Genomic DNA, 20,218 nt, shown 5'->3' with positions numbered 1-20,218 from the left:
GACTAAATATACTTAATTCTCCCTTACCAGCAGTCCATCCGCAAAATTGCGCAGGTATTGTTTGTGTTCTTCGGGTAAATTAATGGCATCCAGTGCGTCAAAAGCTTTATCAGCATAGGTTTGCATAGCTTCTTCAGCATATTTTCGTACATCTAAAGAATTATAAATGGCTGTAACTGCTTCAACTTTTTCGTTGTTATCAAACTGTTTTAAAGCAATCCAATTATCTAACTCAATAGTTTGTTGCTTATTAGCCAGCTCCAATGCTTTTATTAACAGATATGTTTTTTTGTTGGAGATAATATCGCCGCCAACCTGCTTACCAAATTTTTCAGGGTCACCATATACATCAAGGATATCATCTTGCAGTTGAAATGCCAAACCTAAATGCTCGCCAAAGCTGCTTAGCAATTCGGCATCTTTTACATCAGCGCCTCCAATTAATGCTCCAATTTTTAATGCCCCGCCTAACACAACTGCCGTTTTTAAACGGATCATATTCAGATATTCATCAATATTTACATGACTAAGATCCTCAAACTCCATATCCAGTTGCTGTCCCTCGCATACACCAACAGCCGTAGTATTAAAAATATCAAGGATGGGCCGCAGTAAACGGTCTTCCACCTGCATCATTAATTTATAGCCTTCTACCAGCATAACATCACCTGACAGGATAGCTGCATTTTTATTCCAGCGCTCATGCACGGTAGTGCTGCCGCGTCGTAAAGGCGCGTTATCCATAATATCATCATGCATTAATGTGAAATTATGGAATACCTCAATGGCAAGAGCTGGAGAGATAGCCGCATCCACATCGCCGCCAAACAGGTCGCAGGCCATCAAAAGGAGGGCCGGGCGCATCCGTTTACCACCCAGTGAGAGAATATAGCTTATTGGTTCATATAATGCTGCAGGGTACAAAGGAAAGCTAAGCTTGTTAACAGCCCCGCTTATAATTTCCTGCAAATCTTCAAGTTTCTTCATTTATTTTTGATTCACCGATTTAAGGATGATTTCACTGATTTTATTTTGATTGATCAAGCGAGCGGTTTGATAAATTCAACTTATCCAACTCAATCAACCTAATCTAACTTATTCAACTCCTACCTAATCCTGTACCAGTGTAAAGTCGATCTGTTTTTTAGTAAGATCAACATTTTTTACTCTTATTTTAACTTCATCGCCAAGTTGGTAAACCTTCTTTTTACGCTGACCAATAATGGCATAATTTTTTTCGTCTAAAGTATAAAAGTCATCCGAAATATCACGCAAGCGGATCATGCCTTCACATTTATTTTCGATGATCTCTACATACATGCCCCATTCGGTAACACCGGATATAACGCCGCTGAATACATTCCCAACCTGATCACGTAAATACTCAGCCTGTTTATATTTTACAGAAGCACGTTCAGCATCAGCCGCTTTTTTCTCCATTTGCGAGCTGTGCTGGCAAAGCTTTTCATAATGCTCTTCATTGGCTGATTGTCCGCCGTTTAAGTAATGAAATAACAGCCTATGTACCATCACATCAGGGTACCGGCGAATAGGAGAGGTGAAGTGGGTATAATGATCAAACGCCAGCCCATAGTGACTGGAACTTTTAGTGGTATAAATAGCTTTTGCCATCGAGCGGATAGCAAGCTGGGTAAGCACGTTCTGCTCTTTTTTACCTTCAACATCCTCCATTAAAAAGTTAAGGGATCTTGCCGTTTCTTTATCCGATTTGGTATTGATCTTATACCCAAACCTTGCAGCAAACAGAGCGAAATTAGCCAGGGAATCAGGTTTTGGTGTATCATGCACCCGATAAACAAAAGTATATTTATGTTTTCCCTTACCCATTTTGCTCACATACTCAGCAACCTTCCGGTTTGCCAACAGCATAAAATCTTCAATCAGTTTATGAGCGTCTTTACGTTCTTTTACATAAACACCGGTAGGCTTTCCTGTTTCATCAAGCTTGAATTTCACCTCTGTAGTTTCAAAGCTAATGGCACCGTTTTTGAACTTACGTTCGCGCAGTTTATGGGCTAATGCATTCAGTTTTAAAATCTCCGTATCAAAATCACCTGTCTTATTTTCGATCACCTCCTGCACCTCTTCATAAGCAAAGCGTCTGTCGGAATGGATCACTGTTTTGCCAAACCACTCGTTTATAACATGTGCCTCTTCATCCATTTCAAAAACGGCTGCAAAACAAAGTTTATCCTCTTTTGGTCGTAATGAACATAATCCGTTTGACAAGCGTTCGGGCAGCATGGGGATAACCCTGTCAACCAGGTAAACAGATGTAGCGCGGTCAAGCGCTTCTTTATCCAGGGCAGAATCCGGTTTTATGTAGTGTGATACATCGGCAATATGCACACCTACTTCATAATTGCCATTGTCTAATAGTCTGAACGATAATGCATCGTCAAAATCTTTTGCATCAAATGGGTCTATGGTGAAAGTTGTAATATTTCTAAAATCCCGCCTTTTGGCAATTTCCTCATTTGTTATTATGTCAGAAATTTCTTCTGATTCGTGCTCAACTTCTTTAGGAAATGATAGGGGAAACCCATACTCCGCCAAAATAGCGTTCATTTCCGTATCGTTCTCACCTTGCGTACCTAAAACATGTTTTATCCGGCCTATCGGGTTTTTAGCTTCAGCAGGCCAGTCGGTGATTTCAGCAACTGCCTTTATGCCATTTTTAGCACCGTTGAGTTCGCTCATCGGGATAAAAATATCGTGCATCATTTTGCGGTCATCCGGAATAAAAAAGGCAAAGCGCTCAGATAGTTTTACTATCCCTGTAAACTCCATTTTGGCACGCTGCAGGATCTCAATTACCTCGCCTTCTTTATGTTTGCCTTTACTTTTTGCATAAACATAAACCTTAACGCGGTCGCCATTTAATGCATTCCTCAGTTTACGGGGAGCAACAAAAATATCGCTCTCAAACTCGTCATCAGTAATTATAAATGCCGAACCATCGTTAGTGAGGTCAACTTTACCTTCAATAAAGGTTTTGAGTTCGAGTAATTGAAATTTACCGGGGGCTATTTCTTTTAAGGTGCCTGTTTTTGTTTCATCCCTAAGGATCTCAAAAATTATATCCCGGGAATCCGGGTCGCGAACATTTAATTTGGCAGAAACTTGTTTGTAATTTAACGGTGTATTACCGTTTTGTTCAAATATATCAAGTACCATTTGAGTGAGTACTTTTACTATAGATGAACTGTTTTTCTTTTTAAACATATGTATTATTTGTGCAAAGATACGATGTTTTCAATGCGGAAGGCGGAATGTCGATTGCGGAAGTTTTTAAATGCGAAATCGAAATGCCGATTGCGGAAAGGTTTTGAACATCTAATTTCATTTCGCAATCGACATTCCGCCTTCCGCACTAATCTGTTTCACTTTTTCTTACTATTCAAATTGTTTTCCTTGGCTGTTTTCCTGAACTTGTGAAAATGGCTGTTAATTCTTTATGGAGAGATTTTGTAAAATCATTTATTAAAGTTTCTGATTCCATGATAAGCTCCAACCATAATGTGGTTTCATCGGCTTCTTCTTCTACAATAGTTATTTTTGAAATGAAGTCCGCTTTAGAGCGGGCTTTACAAGCAGATCTGTAATTAGCTGCTACAGATGTGCCTGAACGTAGAATCTGATTGCCTAAAACTCTGCCTATCCTATCCTCAGGCAATGCTTTAACTAACCTGATGATATTGAGTGCGAAGGTCTTTGTTCTTAGTTTAAGGTCATTTACTGGTTACATATTAAATTGTTTTATGGTGCTTTATTAAATCCCAAAGTATAAAATTTATCAATTAGCTTAATACACTTACACTTTTAAATTTTTCAATTAAAAATTCCGCAATCGGCATTCCGACTTCCGCATTACTATACTCCTGGAATAGAACTGATCAATTTCTTAGTGTACTCTTCCTTCGGATGATAATAAATTTCATCCGGGTCGCCCATTTCAACAATTTCGCCTTTGTTCATCACCATCATGCGGTCTGAAATATGTTTAATAACGGCAAGATCATGGGAGATGAAAATATAAGTCAAATTAAAATCCTGCTGTAATTCGCGGATCAGGTTAAGTACCTGGGCCTGTACGGAAACATCCAGTGCCGACACAGATTCATCACAAATAATAAATTTGGGGTGAAGCGCCAGAGCTCGCGCTATAACTATCCTTTGCCGCTGACCGCCTGAAAATTCATGAGGGTAACGGTTAAAATGTTCGGGCGAAAGGTTTACCCGTTCCAATAATTCAAGCACCTTTTTTTTGCGTTTGCTATCATTGGTATAAAACTGGTGCACCTGTAACGGTTCCATTAATGAAGAGCCTACTGTTAGACGGGGATTAAGAGAAGAATAAGGATCCTGGAAAATAATCTGAATATCCCGGCGGATCTCCCTGAGATCATCTTTTCTTAAACTTCTCAGATCAATGTTTTCAAATTGTATGGTACCTGAGGTTGGCTCAATCAAACGTAAAATACTTCGGCCTAAAGTAGTTTTACCGCACCCCGATTCTCCTACAAGCCCAAGCGTCTCACCGGGATATACATCAAAGCTTACCTGCTTAACAGCTTTTACAAACTCTTTATCCCTGTTAAAAAATCCATTTTTTACCGGGAACCAGGTATTAAGATTATTTATTTTCAATAACGGCTGCTGGCTGTATAATTTGTTTTTCCGTTCAATAATTTCATCAGCGGGATAAGCGTATCCTTCTCTTATCTTTTCAATACTTATTGCCTTTTTTGTACCCTGATCCAGGAAATCAGCAATAACCGGAAGCTTTTTTAAATGCAGATCAGGGGATGGGCGGCAAGCTAGTAATCCTTTTGTGTAAGGGTGTTTTGGATGTGTGAATAGTTGTTTTACAGGAGCTTCCTCAACCACTTCACCTTTATACATTACCAGCACCCGGTCGGCAATTTCACTGATCACACCCAGGTCATGCGATATAAAGATCAGGCTCATGTTGCGTTCGGCTTTTAGCTTTAGCAGTAACTCTATTATAGTTTTTTGTACGGTTACATCAAGGGCGGTAGTGGGTTCATCGGCAATAAGGATCTCCGGGTTACAGGAAAGAGCCATCGCTATCATTACCCGCTGTTTTTGTCCACCCGAAATTTGGTGCGGATAACTGTCAAAAATAGCTTCAGGTCGGGGGAGTTGTACTTCTTTAAATAGTGCTATCGTTTTTTCTTTAGCTTCGGCTTTTGTTGTATTGAGGTGTAATTGTATGGCCTCGGTTATTTGGTGTCCGCAGGTCAAAACCGGGTTTAGCGAAGTCATCGGCTCCTGGAAGATCATTGCCATCTGGTGACCTCTTATTTTACGCATTTCACTTTCAGATAAACCACATAAACTATTGTTGTTCAATAAAATATGCCCACTTATTAAAGCCTGGTTTTTATCCAGCAAACGCATCAGCGCAAGCGAAGTAACTGATTTTCCGGATCCTGATTCGCCTACTATGCCGATAGTTTCTCCTTTTTTCAGGTTGAAAGAAATGCTTTTAACGGCCTCGAAAAAAACATTTTGTGTTTTGAATTTAACGTTCAGATCTTTTACCTGCAGCATTATGTTCCTACTAAGGTTATATATTCATCTGCAATTAGCTCCTCGCCCCGGTAACGCCTTAACAATTGGGCTGTAGCCACTACATCCTTCTGGCAATAGATGGAAATTCTTTCTAATTCGTTATCAACCCAGTAAACTTTACCAACCATACTGCCATCAATATCATCTTTTGGGGTGGGGATATTAAAAATTGCGGTAAGTAAACTTAACGAGGTGTAGTTTTTATAGTCACCAAACTTCCACAGTTCCATGGTATCCAGGTGATAGATCTCCCAGGGCTTTTTGCCTGATAGTTCTAGTTGTGAAGGAATTTTAATGCCGTTTACCAGCATCCGGCGGCAGATATAAGGAAAATCAAACTCCTTTCCATTATGTGCGCAAAGGATCAAACTAGCCGGCTGACCTGCCAGCAATGCTGAAAACTTTTCAAGCAGTTCCTTTTCATCATGCGAAGCAAATGATTTAACCCTTAAACCAACATTGCGGCCATTGGTAAAGATCCCAACTGAAATACAGATGATCTTTCCAAATTCAGCCCAAATGCCGGCCCGTTCATAAAAGTCTTCTGCGGTTTCTTCCTTTCGCTGATGTACCGTTTTTAAATCCCACAGCTTTTGAAAATGCTCGGGTACCTCATCAAAGCTCTTGTATTGAGGGACGGTTTCAATATCAATAACCATCAGGTTATGAAGGTCGTATTGTTCAAGCATTGGATGGTATTTATTTTTTGAGCAATATAAATAATTCAGTTGGCAGTTTGCTGTGTGCAGTTAGCAGTTTTTAACTAAGACGCTAAAATTTACAATTAAACTATCAGGTTTTTGGCTATGAACTATGAACCATCAACTATGAACTACTTAGCAAGTACTTCAAATCCTATGTGAACGGTATTCCCATTCCCATCAACAAGTGTAAGTACATGCTTTCCTGGAGGTGGGTTTAAAGCCATCTGGTGGAAGTCTTTTGTTTCGCCAACATACTTATCATCCAGGTGCCAGAAGATCTTAACACCTGATTGTCTGTGGGCAGCGTTAAAAATTACCCTGCCGCGACTGCCATCTGCTTCCAGCGGCACATATATTTTAGCACCGTCTTTTGGGTAGATCACTTCCATTGGCGCCGCATTTTCGGCCTGTACACAATCAGGCCTGAATGGTGGTAAAACCCGATATTGGTAATTCTTGGTTTTATAATAATACTCCATAGATGGCGGCAGCACAAACCAGTGTTTGTTAATAATCTGATTTGGCGGGGTACAATTACCTGTTACCTGCCATTTACCATCAGCACTTAAATGTACCAGTTGATGATAAGGGCAAACAGGCGCCTTTAATCCGCTTTTAGGTACCCACAGATCATCTGTATCATCACAATATTCACCGGCACGATAACCACTTTGGTGGCATACTTTTATTTTTACCATTTCGCCAACAGGCATTTCAAACCAATCGCGGGTAACAGGTAGCAGGCGGAAGATTTCGAAAAGGGCAGGCGCAGCGGTGCTAATACCTGTTAGGTTAGGCCTTCCTTCTCCATCCGTATTGCCAACCCACACACCTACCACATATTTGGGTGTGATGCCTATTGCCCATCCATCCCTAAAACCAAAGCTTGTCCCTGTTTTCCAGGCCACACGCTGACTTGAGCTAAATTGCTGCCATAGCATTTCTTCACCTGGGCGCATAACTTCTTCCATGGCCTGTAGTGTGTAGTAAATAGAACCCGCATCCAGTAAACCCGATTTTTCAAATTCGGGTTTATTTTTTCTTGAGGAGACGCTGTAAACCGGGTTGTGATAATCAGTTGGATCATACTTGCCGTTGTATTTGGTATAATGATTAAGCACACGCGCCATATCGGCATAGGCACCACTCAATTCCCAAAGCGTGTTTTCTCCTCCACCCAAAATAAGCGATAGCCCGTAATGATCTGCCGGCTTTTTTAATGTAGTAATCCCCATTTTTTGTAGCACGCCGTAAAAACGTTCATACTTAAATTGCTGCAGCATTTTTACCGCCGGTACGTTTAATGAGCGTGACAATGCCCTTGATGCGGGCACAGCGCCATCATAACCCAGGTCGAAATTCTCCGGATGATAGCCTGCAATTTGTGTGGGGATATCGGGCATTAAGCTATTTGGCAGCAGCAAACCATCCTGTAGCATAGAAGCATACAACATAGGTTTTAATGTACTTCCGGGGCTCCGGGGCGCATCAACCACATCTACGTCACTTTCCATTTCCGGATCTTCCGGATGCGCTATGTTACCGGCATAAGCCAATGCCGCACCTGTTTCCACATCCAGCACAACTGCAGCAATATTATTAATTTCATTGGACTTTAAAACCTGGTGATGCCGCTCTAAAATCTCATTTACCTGTTGCTGAAGCGATGACCTGATACTCGTCCTTAGCCTTGTATCACCATGGGTATTGGTCTGATGATCTGATTTAAACCGTTCAAGCAGGTGAGGGGCAAGCTGGGGTAATGGCATAGGCCTATCTGGAACCGGCTCAAATTTCGCCAATGCAGCCGTTATAGAATCTATTACTCCCTGGTGATAAAGCTTATCCAAAAGCAGGTTGCGTTTTTTTAAAAGGATAGCCCGGTTTCTCCCGGGATGCACCAGCGATGGTGCGTTTGGCAAAACCGCCATTGCTGCCATTTCTCCCCAGGACAGTTTATCCGGGCTCCGGCCAAAGTAACGCCATGATGCAGCATCCAGCCCTATAACATTACTGCCAAACGGGGCATTGCTTGTATAAAATGATAAGATCTCGTTTTTGCTATAGCCTGCTTCCAGTCTCACTGCCATAAACATCTCGATCAGTTTATTCCAGATGTTGCGTTTATGTCTGGTTGCCAGCCGGATAACCTGCATCGTTATGGTACTGCCACCACTGGTTATTTTGCTGGAGTGAAAATTTTGTTTGATGGCCCTGCCTAATGCCAGGATATCAAAACCCGGATGGTGCATAAATCGCTTATCTTCAAAAGCTATAATGCATTGCTTAAATTTTTCGGGCACTTCGGCATTAGGGGGAAATCGCCATTGCCCATCGGTAGCTATAGAAGCGCCAAGTAATTGTCCGTCGGTATCGTCAATAACATAAGAAGTTGGACTGTTGAATAATGGCTTTGGCAAACAAAACCAGAATAGGAGGAACAGGGTTAACAAAAACGCAAGTATTATTATTACTTTTGGTTTTTTAAGATAACTTTTAATTCGATTTAAACCCGGTCGCATTTATTGGAATGAAGATAAAGAAATTATCAATTATAATCCCTGCCTACAACGAAGGTAATACGATCCATTTAATTTTAGATAAAATTAAAGCGGTTAAGCTGATTGATGATATTCAAAAGGAAGTGATCATTGTAAATGATTTCTCTTCTGATCATACAGAACAGGCTGTTCAAACCTATCAACAAAGCAATCCGGAGTTAGCTATAAGTTATTTTAGCCACGAACATAACAAAGGCAAAGGAGCCGCACTACATACCGGCATCTCAAAAGCAACCGGCGAATACCTCATTATCCAGGATGCTGACCTTGAATATGACCCGGAAGAATACAATGACCTGTTAAAACCGGTTTGTTCCGGTTTTGCCGATGTGGTTTATGGCTCCAGGTTTATGGGCAGCAATCCGCACCGGATCTTGTTCTTCTGGCATACCATAGGCAACCACTGGCTAACATTTGCATCAAACATGTTCAGTAACCTTAACCTTACTGATATGGAAACCTGCTATAAGCTGTTCGATACCAAACTGATCCAATCCATCAAATTAACAGAGCAACGTTTTGGCTTTGAACCGGAGGTTACTCAAAAAATTGCACGCGTACCAAAAATCCGCATTTACGAAGTGGGGATCTCGTACTACGGCCGTACCTATGAAGACGGTAAGAAAATAGGATGGAAGGATGGAGTAAGGGCTATTTACTGTATATTGAAGTATGGACTTTTTAAGATGTAGTTGATTAAGTTGGATTGAGTTAGCTTAAAGTTCTTTTTTGTCGTCCAGTTCGTTGTTCTTTTTCCTTTTGATAACTTGACCATAACTGCTTAATAATTTCAAGCATTGATCATGTTTGTTTTGGAACGACTTTAGCAATCTTCAGTTATTAGTTTTTCATCAAGTGCTACGATCGTATGATTCAGCGTTTCAGTTTTCCAAGTTGAAGGCCCAAGGTTCGAATCTCGTTTGCCGCTCTTGTATTCTTAGAATTTATAAATATCGCTGTTACCTAATATTACCAACTCCGCATTTTGTCCTGTTGACTTGATATTATTCACAACCTCGTCCCCTATCTGCTTAGCTTTCTCAAAAGTAATTTCCTTATTAAATGTCATTTGAATTCCCGGCGGCTCAAATGAGTAACTAAATTCGTCGTTACCAACCTGATAGTAAATCCAGTTATCTCTTTCTATTCTATCGCATGTAAAGGATATTGGCGACATTATTTGATCAAACTTGTCATTTGGTATATCTACATCTCCCTTTATGAGAAATTCAAAATCATTACCTTTCCGACTTTCTCTATCATTGTCGACTTCACGTGTATTATTAACAGGCTCCACTGACTGGTAAGACAATTTTCTTTTAAATAAAAAATTAAATAACTTCATAATTTTCTTCTATGTTCTCGATCCAATAATCATATTCAATTTATTCACCTAATAAACTTAATCAACTAACTTACCTCACTACCTCAACCCATTGCCCCTTTATCAAAGCTGTAATTGCATTATTGTACATCGCCTCGCAATACGTAGCAGGCAGATAATATTTGCCTGCATATGCAGCATTCAGCATCACATAATAAGTTACTTCCTTGCCTTCCATCAAACTGAAATAAGTATTCACCCGGTCGTCCCTGATATCCCGGTAATCTGATGACGAGGATGGGAATGCTTCGGCGCCGTTCATCATCCGGGTGTTTAATATCTCCCATCCGGATGGGAAGATCTGCGTAAGCGCCAAATTATCATAACGGCCGCGTTTACCAGGATTTTTGATGGTAACCTGTGCTACAAAATCAGTTCCCTGTTTCAGACTGGCCGGATCCAATTGTTTACCGCCAAGAGTGGTGTAGGCAATCCGCATTTGTAAAATATCAGGATTGATGCGCGTTTGCACATCTTCGCCGGAGGATGGCTGTCCTTGCTGTACTAACCTGACGTACAACTTATTGGTGCCGCTGTTTTTCAACGAAACATTACCGTCTTTAGCATCAACAGGCAGCTGCCATAGATATGATTGCGAGCTAACAGTGGATTTTAAATTACTCGCCTGGTAACTAAAAGACATCTTTGCTGATGATTTATGCTCCCCGCAATACTGGGCAATAGCAATTAATGAATAAGCTGTGGTTTGTGTACTATACCAATCGTCCTGTGATAATTTGGTTGCAACTGTCCGTAATAAGCCGGCAGCTTTTTGCTGCTGACCGAGCAGGGTGAGTGTTTCTAATATCATAGCCTCATCACGCAAGTCAGACCCGTAAGTGCCATACATACTGTTATAGGGTTTAATTACCAGTGGCAATCCCGCTATCATTTGCAAACCAATTTCCGACTGACCAGCCAGTTTATAAGCAGCTGCTAATCGCCATTTTGCTTCAATACTCAGGTATTTAAACTCTCTAAGCCTGTTCATTGCTCCAAGTTCCGGCGAACGTGCAAGTGCCAATAGATATAATCGATAAGCCTGCACCAGATCCGCTCCATAAAAGCTGCGTGAGTCAGGCGCCCATGTTAGGGCCTTTTGTTTTTGATATTTCTTCCATTGATCTATAAACCCAAGCGGCAGGCTGTATCCCTTTGCCTGTGCTACCAGCATAAAATGACCGGCATAATTGGTGCCCCATTCATCAGCATCGCCAACACCCGGCCAGTAGCTTAAGCCGCCACCGTTTACCTGGAAACCGTTAAGCCTGTTTATAGTCGCTTTTATATTGCGTTCGGTTTCTGCCTTTTGCCTTGATGTAAGGTCGAGCAGTTGGTTTAGGAACAATTGTGGGAACGCTGATGACGTAGTTTGCTCCACACAACCATATGGATACTCTATCAAATAGCTCAACCTCTTAGTCAGGTTTAAGGGTGGGATAGAAGCGACTTCCAGCGTAGCCTTATTGGTGCCATTTATACCGATTGCTGAATAAGGAACGCTCCAGTTTTCACCGGGGGCAAGCTCTTTCTCCTGGATCTTTGTAACGGGCGGATTCGGATTACGAACATTCAGTTCTACATCATAAGTAGCAGTCTCACTACCACTTTTTGCAATGATCTTTACTTTGCCAACACCAACAAAATCTTTAACGCTCAAGTCAAATGTTACCAGCTGGTCGCCCGGTTTTGCAAAGGTGATGGTCTTTTGGCTATTTCCACCAAGGTTACTAAAGGCATTTGACTGCACCTGCACAGTTACTGTTTTAATGTTGTTCTCCATTGCAAAAACTGTTACAGGTAGCAGAATCTTCTCTGATGGACCCAAAACCCTTGGCAGGGTAGCCAGGATCATCAAAGGCTTCTTAACTGCTACCACCTTCTCTGCACGTCCATAACTGCCATTGTGCCCGGCAATAACCATTGCTTTTACCGAACCAATATATTGTGGCAAGGTAAATGTATGTGTTTGCTTATCACCCGCATCTAAATGGAACGGGCCTAAAAACTTCACAACCGGTTTAAAGCGATTTACAGATACATTGCGATTGGTGCCGGCAGTTCCATCACCGCCAATGCTTAAGATCCGCTCTAATCCACCGCCGTAAGCACCAATTATATAATCAAACAGGTCCCATGTTTTTACACCAAGGGCTTCGCGGGCATAAAATGTTTCATGCGGATCAGGGGTTTTATAATTGGTGATATCCAGCAGTCCTTCATCAACAATAGCAATCGTGTAAGTCATTTCCTTGCCCGATGCTTCTGATATGGTAATCGACGACTTTGTTTCGGGCCTAATCTTATCTGCCATGCTGATAACCGGTTTCAAAATGGTTTCGGGATTATCAACTGACAGCGGTATAGCGCCATACATCCTGATCGGCAGATCGTTCACTGTTTGCGAATGACGTTGCAGCAGCGTAACATTCACAAAAATGTTTGGCGCCATATTCTCATCTATTTTGAAAGTATAGCGGGTTTGTCCTTTTTTGGTGTCTATCCATGCTGTTTTTAAAACTTTGCTGCCGGTTTCAAAGCTGATCAAAGCGCGTCCATCGCTCATTGTTGGGATTGTAAGAGTAGCATCCTCGCCAACTTTATAATTGGTTTTATCAGCTGTAAATGATAGCATGGCTGCCTCTGTAGGATTGGTTTGCTGTAACCTTTCCGACCAATTTGACCAATCAACATAGAGTATTTTACCGGTTGAGTGCCCGGTTTCTTCATCTTTAACCCGGATCAAATAACGGCCCCAATCAGCCTGGTTAATATGCAGGTTCCATTTGCCATTCCCGTTCACCACCTTTACGGTTGCTGTTTTTATCAGTTTGTTATACTTATCCTGGGTGAAATTACTCAACGCATTACCTGTTTCATCCCACCACCAACGCCATTGAATTTTATAAAGCTCCAACTCAACGTTACGGGTGCCTTCAAATGGTTTGCCGTTTACATCAACATCTGCAATATCTATATCATGGTCTTTATCTGTCACCAGCATCCCCGAAAGCTCGCTGCCTTTTTCTGTTTTAATCCCTACATAGCCCGGATAAACGTTGTATGGCATACTTAACGACTGAATACTGAAGTTCCCGCCTGGTTCAAAAACTTTGACCAAAAAGTTTGCGGTTAGCTGTCCCGGCGCTTGTTTTTCAATATTAATATTGGTGTTTACTGATGCTTTACCATTTTCATCAAGTCTGCCATCAAATATGGTTTGGGTTTGGGTGGTAAAGGCAAGGGTAGGGTCATCAAAAACATAATCTTCGTATCCTTTAAATGATGTTGATTTCGGCGATAAAAAGGCATCCACCTTTGCTTTTAAACTTTGTGCGGTGCCGCCAAATAGCCATTGCGCTGTTAAGTTGCCGGTTACATCACCACCTTTTGTTAATTCTTTTGCCCCGCCAAATGTTAAACCGATCTTTAAACGGTTAGGCATTATGGTTTCTATCTTAATGCTTTTTTCAAATACTGCCCCGCCAACCTTTACTTTTGCCGACCAGTTACCTGTCGGTGATGAAGTTTCTGTAGCCGTATGGAAACTATAAAAACCATCTATGGATTTGGTTTGGGTAATCCGTCGATATAATTTTCCATTAACATCATACAATTCAAATTGTACAGGAAGATCTGCCGGTAAAGTCTTCAACTTATCTTCCAGTATGAACGACATAAATATCGAGTCGCCGGGGCGCCATACGCCGCGCTCGCCATAGATAAATCCTTTTAAGCCACTTTGGATCTGCTCACCGCCAACATTAAATCGGGAGAGGGGTAATGAGCTACCATCGTCAAGCTTTAAATAGCCACGTTCCTTACCGTTCTTAGCAACAAGCAGGTATGGCTTGCGCTTCATATCGAATTTTGCAAGGCCATCACCATCTGTTGTTGTTTTTAATATTACCTGTTTCTGGTAATCAAGCAACTCTAATTCAACACCGCTCATTGGTTTAGCAGTTAATATATTGGTTACCGCTACCAGCATGCCATTATCGCTGCCGCGCTTGGCTATCAACCCGATATTTGATGCGATGATATTTCTTACCGCCCAGCGATCTTTGCTAAAATATGAATTGGTACAGGGATCATTACGTTCCTGCCAGTTATATCCATCCGGGTAAAAACTATCATATCTTGCCCAAAAATCATCGTCTTCATCACTTATTGAACCTGAATTGGTACCAAAGTTTCCGCTCCCCTCATAACCGTAACCTTCATTGTCGCCTTCATTTTTCAACACAGGCGAACCTGCTTTACAATTATATATGGAATAATCTTTTCTGAAACCAATTATCACCCGGTAGATAGCGCCGGGCTCAGTACGCAAAAGCTGGTCAATATCCAGCATAAAACGGTTCTTTTTACTTAGGTTAAGGCTTTTATCTTCATCAAGCCGGATAGTTTTTTGTACCACAGGCTTGCCTACATGCCGCAATTCTTCGCCGCCATCAAAGCCGTTGTTCTGGAAATATTGGGGCACATTGTTCTCGTAGATCTTTATAATGCTCACATCAACCGCATTCAGGTTGGTAGCTTCAAAAGGCATCATCAGCTTACCTGAGTCCGGCAAAATTACGCCCTTGCCCGGTATAGTAACAGTGGGCAACCTGTTTTCAAAAAACAGATTGGCGGTAAATGCTTTTGTGATCTTTTTGTGTGAGATATTTTCAACGCCTTCGTTTACAAATACACTGTAATTTCCCTGCAGGCGTTCGGGGCCATAAACCTTAACCGTGCTCCCCTCAATAGTATAAGCGGCATCTGTCACATTGCTAAGGCCTATCAAACCATTTAATTCCTGTCCGATCATTATATTATCCGAAAACTGAACCAATACATATTGGTCGTTATCCTGCATCGCTTTTATATCAAGCACTCTGAAGTCGCCTATAGCCGGAATATCAAAGCCCTGGCTGCCTTTTTTATCAATGTTTAAGCTGCTGCCATCCCAGTTAACCGTTAACTTGTTTATTGTGCCATTACCCCGGTTTAATTGATTTATTGTAAAATGGTGGGTTTTTGTAATAGCATTATGTTGCCACGTAACACTAACCGGGTTTAAAAAATTGGTGCTGATGATCTTTTCTATTTCAGCAGGATCTTCGTTGTCCGCTGTCTGGACAGTTCCACTTAGCTTCATTTTATCCAGCGAACTGTTTGTAGCTGTTTGCAAGCCGATAAAGCTTACGGTATAGTCAGGTTTTATGGTTTGAAAGTTGAATTTAAAATCTTCAAATTTCCCATCAACATCTAAAATCTTCTTTAATTTAAAATCACCTGTGTAGTTTTTATCAGGATCGAGTTTTCCTTCTGGTCTGAACTCAATGGTGCGCGCATCAATCCAGTATGCTTTACCTTTGATGGAAGGGGAGAAGCTGAAAATATTATCGCTTAAAGGCGCATTTTGTTGGTGACTAACCTGTACTTCGCTGGCCAGCCTTATTTTGATGGTGCTGCCTTTGGAGATTATTCCCGTTGTGTATGACTCAATGTATTTACTGAATTCCGGATCAACGCCAAGTTTTTGGCGATGACGAAAAACTATAAAAACGACCAAAATTGCCAGTACCAAAAAAATACCGAGGCTGATTAACCCTTTCCGGCTACGGAAAAAGCTGTAGAAAGTATCCATAAATAGGTTGATTTATTATCATGTAAATTATGAAATTAATGACAATAAATAATTTTTTATTTCGGAATTCGGAAGTTCGATTTCGGAAGTAAGAACTTGGGATTTATAGTATCATTACCCCAACCTTATTTATTACAGGCAGCCTTGTAAAATTCATTTCAACAATGCTTTCGGGTAAAAAGATGAATTTTTTGTCGTAGATATCTTTGCCGATATAATAGCTTAGCCAATATTCATTATTAAGCCCAAAGGTTTGCTCATCAATGGGTTCAATAAGCTTAAAGGAGTTGCTTTCAACAACCGGGATCATATGGCGCAGTACCGAGGTTTTAACCGGTACGCCATCTTTTTCACCATAACCTTTTGATGTGATCAGCACATTTTCAATTGGTATGTTTTTAAGATTAATCAAATAAACATACCATATTTTACTTTCAACGCTCTCTTTCTCCAGCGCTACCGCTATAGCAATATCTTTTACTACGTTTTTGGGCAGGTCTTTTATCATCTTTGGGTTGATTAAGTTGATCGGATTAGATTAGGTTGATTGAGTTTGAAAAGTAAAAACTTAATCAACCGCTCACTCAATCAACCTAATCAACTAATCTATTTTTTTTTCGCCACCGCTTTTTTCTTAGCAGGAGCTTTTTTGGCAGCTGGTTTGGCCGCTGCCGCAGTTTTTCCGAAGCGTCCTTTTTTGACGTCTTTCGGGGTTGCATCGGCCAGGGCTTTACACTCCTCGTATGTGAGCGTTAAAGGATCTTTATCTTTTGGAATCTTAACGTTTAATTTATCGAATTCGATATAAGGGCCCCATCTGCCATTTAAAACCTTCATGGTCGGGTCCTCATCAAACGTCTTGATCAGCTTTTCAGCATCTCTTTTACGTTTATCAAGAATTAGCTCTATCGCCTGTTCTTCCGTAACATCAAGCGGATCAATTCCTTTTGGTAATGAAACGAATGCACTGTTATGCCTTATATATGGGCCGAATTTGCCTATGGCAACGGTCATGTCTTTATCTTCAAAGAAACCAACCTTTTTCGGCAGCTTAAATAGTTCAAGTGCTTCTTCAATCGTTATGGTTTCAATGCTCTGCCCGGTGCGGAGGCTTGCATAAAGCGGTTTTTCGGGCTCTTCGTCGGTCGCGTTCTCGCCAACCTGGACAAAAGGTCCATATCTGCCAATCCGTACTGACATTTTTTTGCCGCTTTCCGGGTGTACGCCCAACTCGCGTTCGCCGGTTGCCTTGGTTGCTGTTTGCGTGGTGTTTTCAACCTCTTTATGGAACGGCGTATAAAAAGAGTGGAGCATTTCGGTCCATTCTTTTAGGCCCTGGGCTATTTCGTCAAATTGTTTTTCAACGCTTGCCGTAAAGTTAAAGTCTACAATATCATTAAAGTGCAGAACCAGGAAATCATTTACTACAGCACCTATGTCTGTAGGAAACAGTTTACCACGTTCGGCGCCTGTGTTTTCAATTTTTTCGTCTTTGGTTATTTTATCCGCTTTAAGCGTTAAAACACGGAAAGCCCTTTGCTTGCCTTCGCGTTCTTCCTTAACCACATATCCACGGTTTTGAACAGTAGAGATAGTAGGGGCGTAGGTTGATGGTCTGCCAATGCCCAGCTCTTCCAATTTTTTAACCAAACTGGCTTCGGTATATCTTGCCGGCGGACGGGAGAAACGTTCTGTGGCTGACATTTCCTGTAAAGCCAACCGTTGTCCTCTTGTTAAAGGCGGCAGCATTGCATTTTCACCATCCTGCAAGTTATCTTCCTCGTCATCGCTCGATTCAAGGTAAACTTTTAGGAAACCATCAAACTTCATCACTTCGCCGTTGGCAACCAGATCTTCCTTACGGGTTGAGATACTGATCTTTGCGGTTGTTTTTTCAAACTGCGCCTCGCTCATTTGTGAAGCGATTGCACGTTTCCAGATCAGCTCATATAAGCGAACCTCGCTTGAATCGCCCTGGATGGAATGCTTGTTAAAATAAGTAGGCCTGATAGCTTCGTGGGCCTCTTGTGCGCTGGCACTCTTGGTTTTATATGTTCTGTGCTGATGGTATTTGTCGCCATAAGCGGATACAATTTCATCGGCAGCTGCATTTAGTGCGGTGTCTGACAAGTTAACCGAATCGGTACGCATATAAGTGATATGCCCGGCTTCATATAGCTTTTGTGCAACCTGCATCGTACGCGAAACTGAATAGCCTAATTTACGGCTGGCTTCCTGCTGCAGGGTTGAGGTAGTAAAAGGCGCGGCGGGTGAACGTTTTGCGGGGCGGGTTTCTAATGATTTTACATCAAAGTCGGCACCTAGGCAATCCTGCAAAAACTTTTCCGCATCTTCCTGTTGTGCATAACGTTCAGGCAGCTCAGCTTTAAATGCATCTCTGCCTTTACCAAAAATGGCAACTATTTTAAAGGCTGCTTCTGATTTAAATTTATTGATCTCACGCTCCCTGTCAACTATTAACCTAACGGCAACAGATTGCACGCGGCCTGCAGAAAGTGATGGTTTTACTTTTTTCCACAAAACAGGAGAGAGTTCAAAACCTACTAATCTATCAAGCACCCGGCGAGCCTGTTGAGCGTTTACTAAATTATAATCTATTTTTCTTGGTGTTTCAATTGCTCTTAGAATGGCCGGCTTGGTTATCTCATGAAAGACGATCCGCTTAGTAGTAGCATCTTTTAGGCCTAATGTTTCAAACAAATGCCAGGAAATAGCTTCCCCTTCACGGTCCTCGTCCGATGCAAGCCATACCATATCTGCCTCTTTAGCCAATTTCTTTAATTCACTGACAACCTGCTTCTTATCGGCAGGAACTTCATAGTTTTGTTTAAAGTTATTTGCAATATCAATGGCATCATCAGATTTAACCAAATCGCGGATATGCCCATAACTCGACTTAACTGTAAAGTCTTTGCCAAGGTATCCCTCGATGGTTTTGGCTTTCGCCGGAGATTCAACTATGAGTAAATTTTTAGCCATTTAAGCAGTTTTTTTTGCAAATAAAACATAAAGAAAGCGAAACGCAAATTTGTTTTTTCTTAAAGCGTTGGAAAGTTGATGCTTGTTGTAAGTGTTGAAGAGGCTGTAAGGGTTGTAATTGTTAAAGTAAATGTGTTGTAAAAGTGGAAGATTTCAACCACTACAACTTTTACAACACTTACAACTTTCTCCAACCTAATCACATCAAAAAACCACCGCCCAGCAAATCATTGCCTTCATAAAATACAGCAGACTGGCCAGGAGCGATACCTGATACGGAATGATGGAAATCAACTTTCATATGCTGGCCCATTTGTACAATGGTGCTTTGGGTGCCCGCATCCTTATATCTTATTTTAGTAACCGCTTCAATTGGTTCTGTAATGGTTTCGTATTTAACCAGGTTGAGGTTTTTAACCCATGCCTGTTTGCGTTCCAGTTCATCAACGGTCCCTAATACAACGGTATTGGTTTCTGGCTGAATGCTGGTTACAAACATAGGATGCCCCAAAGCAATGCCCAAACCTTTACGCTGGCCTATAGTATAAAACGGATATCCCTGGTGTTTACCTACTATAGTGCCGTCTGTTAAAACAAAGTTACCGCCGGCAACCCTTGTTTCAAGGTCTTCCACTTTGTGTCTTAGAAAGGACCTATAGTCGTTATCCGGCACAAAGCAAATTTCGTAGCTTTCGCTTTTACCGGCAAGCTCAACCTGGCCCATATCCATAGCCATCTGCCTGATCTCGGGTTTTGAGAAACTTCCCAACGGGAATTTTGTACGGGCAAGGTTTTTTTGCGATACGCCCCAAAGTACGTACGACTGATCTTTATTTTCGTCTTTACCCTTCGATATTACATACCTGCCACTATCCTGCAAACGGATATTAGCATAGTGGCCCGTTGCTATAAATTCGCAATCCAGTTTATCTGCTCGTTTTAAAAGCGCTTCCCATTTTATATGAGTATTGCATAAAACACAAGGGTTAGGCGTACGTCCGGCAAGATATTCATCAACAAAATTGTCGATCACAAAATCGCCAAATTCACTTCTTATATCCAGGATATAGTGGGGGAAGCCATAACCAACGGCTAAAGCGCGAGCGTCGTTAATGCTATCCAGGCTGCAGCAACCGGTTTCTTTCGAGCTTCCGCCTGATGAAGCATAGTCCCAGGTTTTCATGGTAAGCCCAATAACTTCATAGCCCTGTTCATGCAGCATAACTGCCGCTACTGAACTATCAACTCCACCACTCATTGCCACTAAGATCCTGCCGTGCTTACTCATAATTTTGCAAAGATACCGTTTTGA

At 41.5% G+C, this 20,218-nt stretch carries 11 protein-coding genes and 1 pseudogene; 1 reads left to right on the top strand and 11 read right to left on the bottom strand.

Going from position 1 to position 20,218, the window contains the following annotated elements:
- Nucleotides 1–12: 12 nt before the first annotated feature.
- The 6 genes and pseudogenes from BUE31_RS03900 to pbpC all read right to left on the bottom strand — a co-directional run bounded on the left by BUE31_RS03900 (nt 13) and on the right by pbpC (nt 8,743).
- Nucleotides 13–987 (bottom strand): polyprenyl synthetase family protein, encoded by a 975-nt coding sequence (locus tag BUE31_RS03900; RefSeq protein WP_073400436.1) that lies wholly within the window; start codon nt 985–987, stop codon nt 13–15.
- Between the two features lie 123 nt (nt 988–1,110).
- Entirely contained in the window at nt 1,111–3,246 is a 2,136-nt protein-coding gene (gene rnr, locus BUE31_RS03895; protein WP_073400434.1) for a ribonuclease R, read from the bottom strand.
- Nucleotides 3,247–3,421: 175 nt separating this feature from the next.
- A pseudogene (locus BUE31_RS03890) lies at nt 3,422–3,730 on the bottom strand (four helix bundle protein); the annotation flags it as partial.
- 164 nt (nt 3,731–3,894) lie between these two features.
- On the bottom strand, nt 3,895–5,598 hold the full coding sequence (locus BUE31_RS03885) for an ABC transporter ATP-binding protein (protein ID WP_073400430.1): 1,704 nt from the start codon (nt 5,596–5,598) through the stop codon (nt 3,895–3,897).
- Entirely contained in the window at nt 5,598–6,308 is a 711-nt protein-coding gene (locus BUE31_RS03880; protein WP_073400429.1) for a 3'-5' exonuclease, read from the bottom strand. The genes BUE31_RS03885 and BUE31_RS03880 overlap by 1 nt, the downstream gene beginning before the upstream one ends.
- 143 nt (nt 6,309–6,451) lie before the next feature.
- Complete coding sequence (pbpC, locus tag BUE31_RS03875; protein ID WP_317042434.1) at nt 6,452–8,743, bottom strand: penicillin-binding protein 1C; 2,292 nt, start codon at nt 8,741–8,743, stop codon at nt 6,452–6,454.
- 110 nt (nt 8,744–8,853) lie between these two features.
- On the opposite strand from pbpC, the gene BUE31_RS03870 reads away from it, so the two are divergent.
- On the top strand, nt 8,854–9,576 hold the full coding sequence (locus tag BUE31_RS03870) for a glycosyltransferase family 2 protein (RefSeq protein ID WP_073400427.1): 723 nt from the start codon (nt 8,854–8,856) through the stop codon (nt 9,574–9,576).
- Nucleotides 9,577–9,821: 245 nt separating this feature from the next.
- Here the strand turns inward: BUE31_RS03870 and BUE31_RS03865 are convergent, their stop codons facing one another.
- The 5 genes from BUE31_RS03865 to mnmA all read right to left on the bottom strand — a co-directional run bounded on the left by BUE31_RS03865 (nt 9,822) and on the right by mnmA (nt 20,194).
- Complete coding sequence (locus tag BUE31_RS03865; RefSeq protein WP_073400426.1) at nt 9,822–10,229, bottom strand: hypothetical protein; 408 nt, start codon at nt 10,227–10,229, stop codon at nt 9,822–9,824.
- A gap of 70 nt (nt 10,230–10,299) precedes the next feature.
- Nucleotides 10,300–15,906, bottom strand: a complete 5,607-nt coding sequence (locus BUE31_RS03860) for an alpha-2-macroglobulin family protein (RefSeq protein ID WP_073400425.1) — start codon at nt 15,904–15,906, stop codon at nt 10,300–10,302.
- Nucleotides 15,907–16,009: 103 nt separating this feature from the next.
- Nucleotides 16,010–16,414 (bottom strand): hypothetical protein, encoded by a 405-nt coding sequence (locus BUE31_RS03855; RefSeq protein ID WP_073400424.1) that lies wholly within the window; start codon nt 16,412–16,414, stop codon nt 16,010–16,012.
- Nucleotides 16,415–16,512: 98 nt separating this feature from the next.
- On the bottom strand, nt 16,513–18,906 hold the full coding sequence (gene topA, locus BUE31_RS03850) for a type I DNA topoisomerase (protein WP_073400423.1): 2,394 nt from the start codon (nt 18,904–18,906) through the stop codon (nt 16,513–16,515).
- Between the two features lie 199 nt (nt 18,907–19,105).
- Nucleotides 19,106–20,194 (bottom strand): tRNA 2-thiouridine(34) synthase MnmA, encoded by a 1,089-nt coding sequence (gene mnmA, locus BUE31_RS03845; RefSeq protein WP_073400422.1) that lies wholly within the window; start codon nt 20,192–20,194, stop codon nt 19,106–19,108.
- Nucleotides 20,195–20,218: the final 24 nt, after the last annotated feature.

It is taken from the genome of Mucilaginibacter sp. OK098 (assembly GCF_900142915.1).
Taxonomy (GTDB): Bacteria; Bacteroidota; Bacteroidia; order Sphingobacteriales; family Sphingobacteriaceae; genus Mucilaginibacter.
The sequence above is the reverse complement of the archived record's forward strand: the minus strand, read 5'-3'. Positions and strand labels throughout refer to the sequence as shown.

What these genes read in the sequence shown, in the direction of transcription:
- BUE31_RS03900 (WP_073400436.1), bottom strand. Translation starts at nt 987, where the DNA reads ATGAAGAAACTTGAAGATTTGCAGGAAATTATAAGCGGGGCTGTTAAC.
- rnr (WP_073400434.1), bottom strand. Translation starts at nt 3,246, where the DNA reads ATGTTTAAAAAGAAAAACAGTTCATCTATAGTAAAAGTACTCACTCAA.
- BUE31_RS03885 (WP_073400430.1), bottom strand. Translation starts at nt 5,598, where the DNA reads ATGCTGCAGGTAAAAGATCTGAACGTTAAATTCAAAACACAAAATGTT.
- BUE31_RS03880 (WP_073400429.1), bottom strand. Translation starts at nt 6,308, where the DNA reads ATGCTTGAACAATACGACCTTCATAACCTGATGGTTATTGATATTGAA.
- BUE31_RS03870 (WP_073400427.1), top strand. Translation starts at nt 8,854, where the DNA reads ATGAAGATAAAGAAATTATCAATTATAATCCCTGCCTACAACGAAGGT.
- BUE31_RS03865 (WP_073400426.1), bottom strand. Translation starts at nt 10,229, where the DNA reads ATGAAGTTATTTAATTTTTTATTTAAAAGAAAATTGTCTTACCAGTCA.
- BUE31_RS03860 (WP_073400425.1), bottom strand. Translation starts at nt 15,906, where the DNA reads ATGGATACTTTCTACAGCTTTTTCCGTAGCCGGAAAGGGTTAATCAGC.
- BUE31_RS03855 (WP_073400424.1), bottom strand. Translation starts at nt 16,414, where the DNA reads ATGATAAAAGACCTGCCCAAAAACGTAGTAAAAGATATTGCTATAGCG.
- topA (WP_073400423.1), bottom strand. Translation starts at nt 18,906, where the DNA reads ATGGCTAAAAATTTACTCATAGTTGAATCTCCGGCGAAAGCCAAAACC.
- mnmA (WP_073400422.1), bottom strand. Translation starts at nt 20,194, where the DNA reads ATGAGTAAGCACGGCAGGATCTTAGTGGCAATGAGTGGTGGAGTTGAT.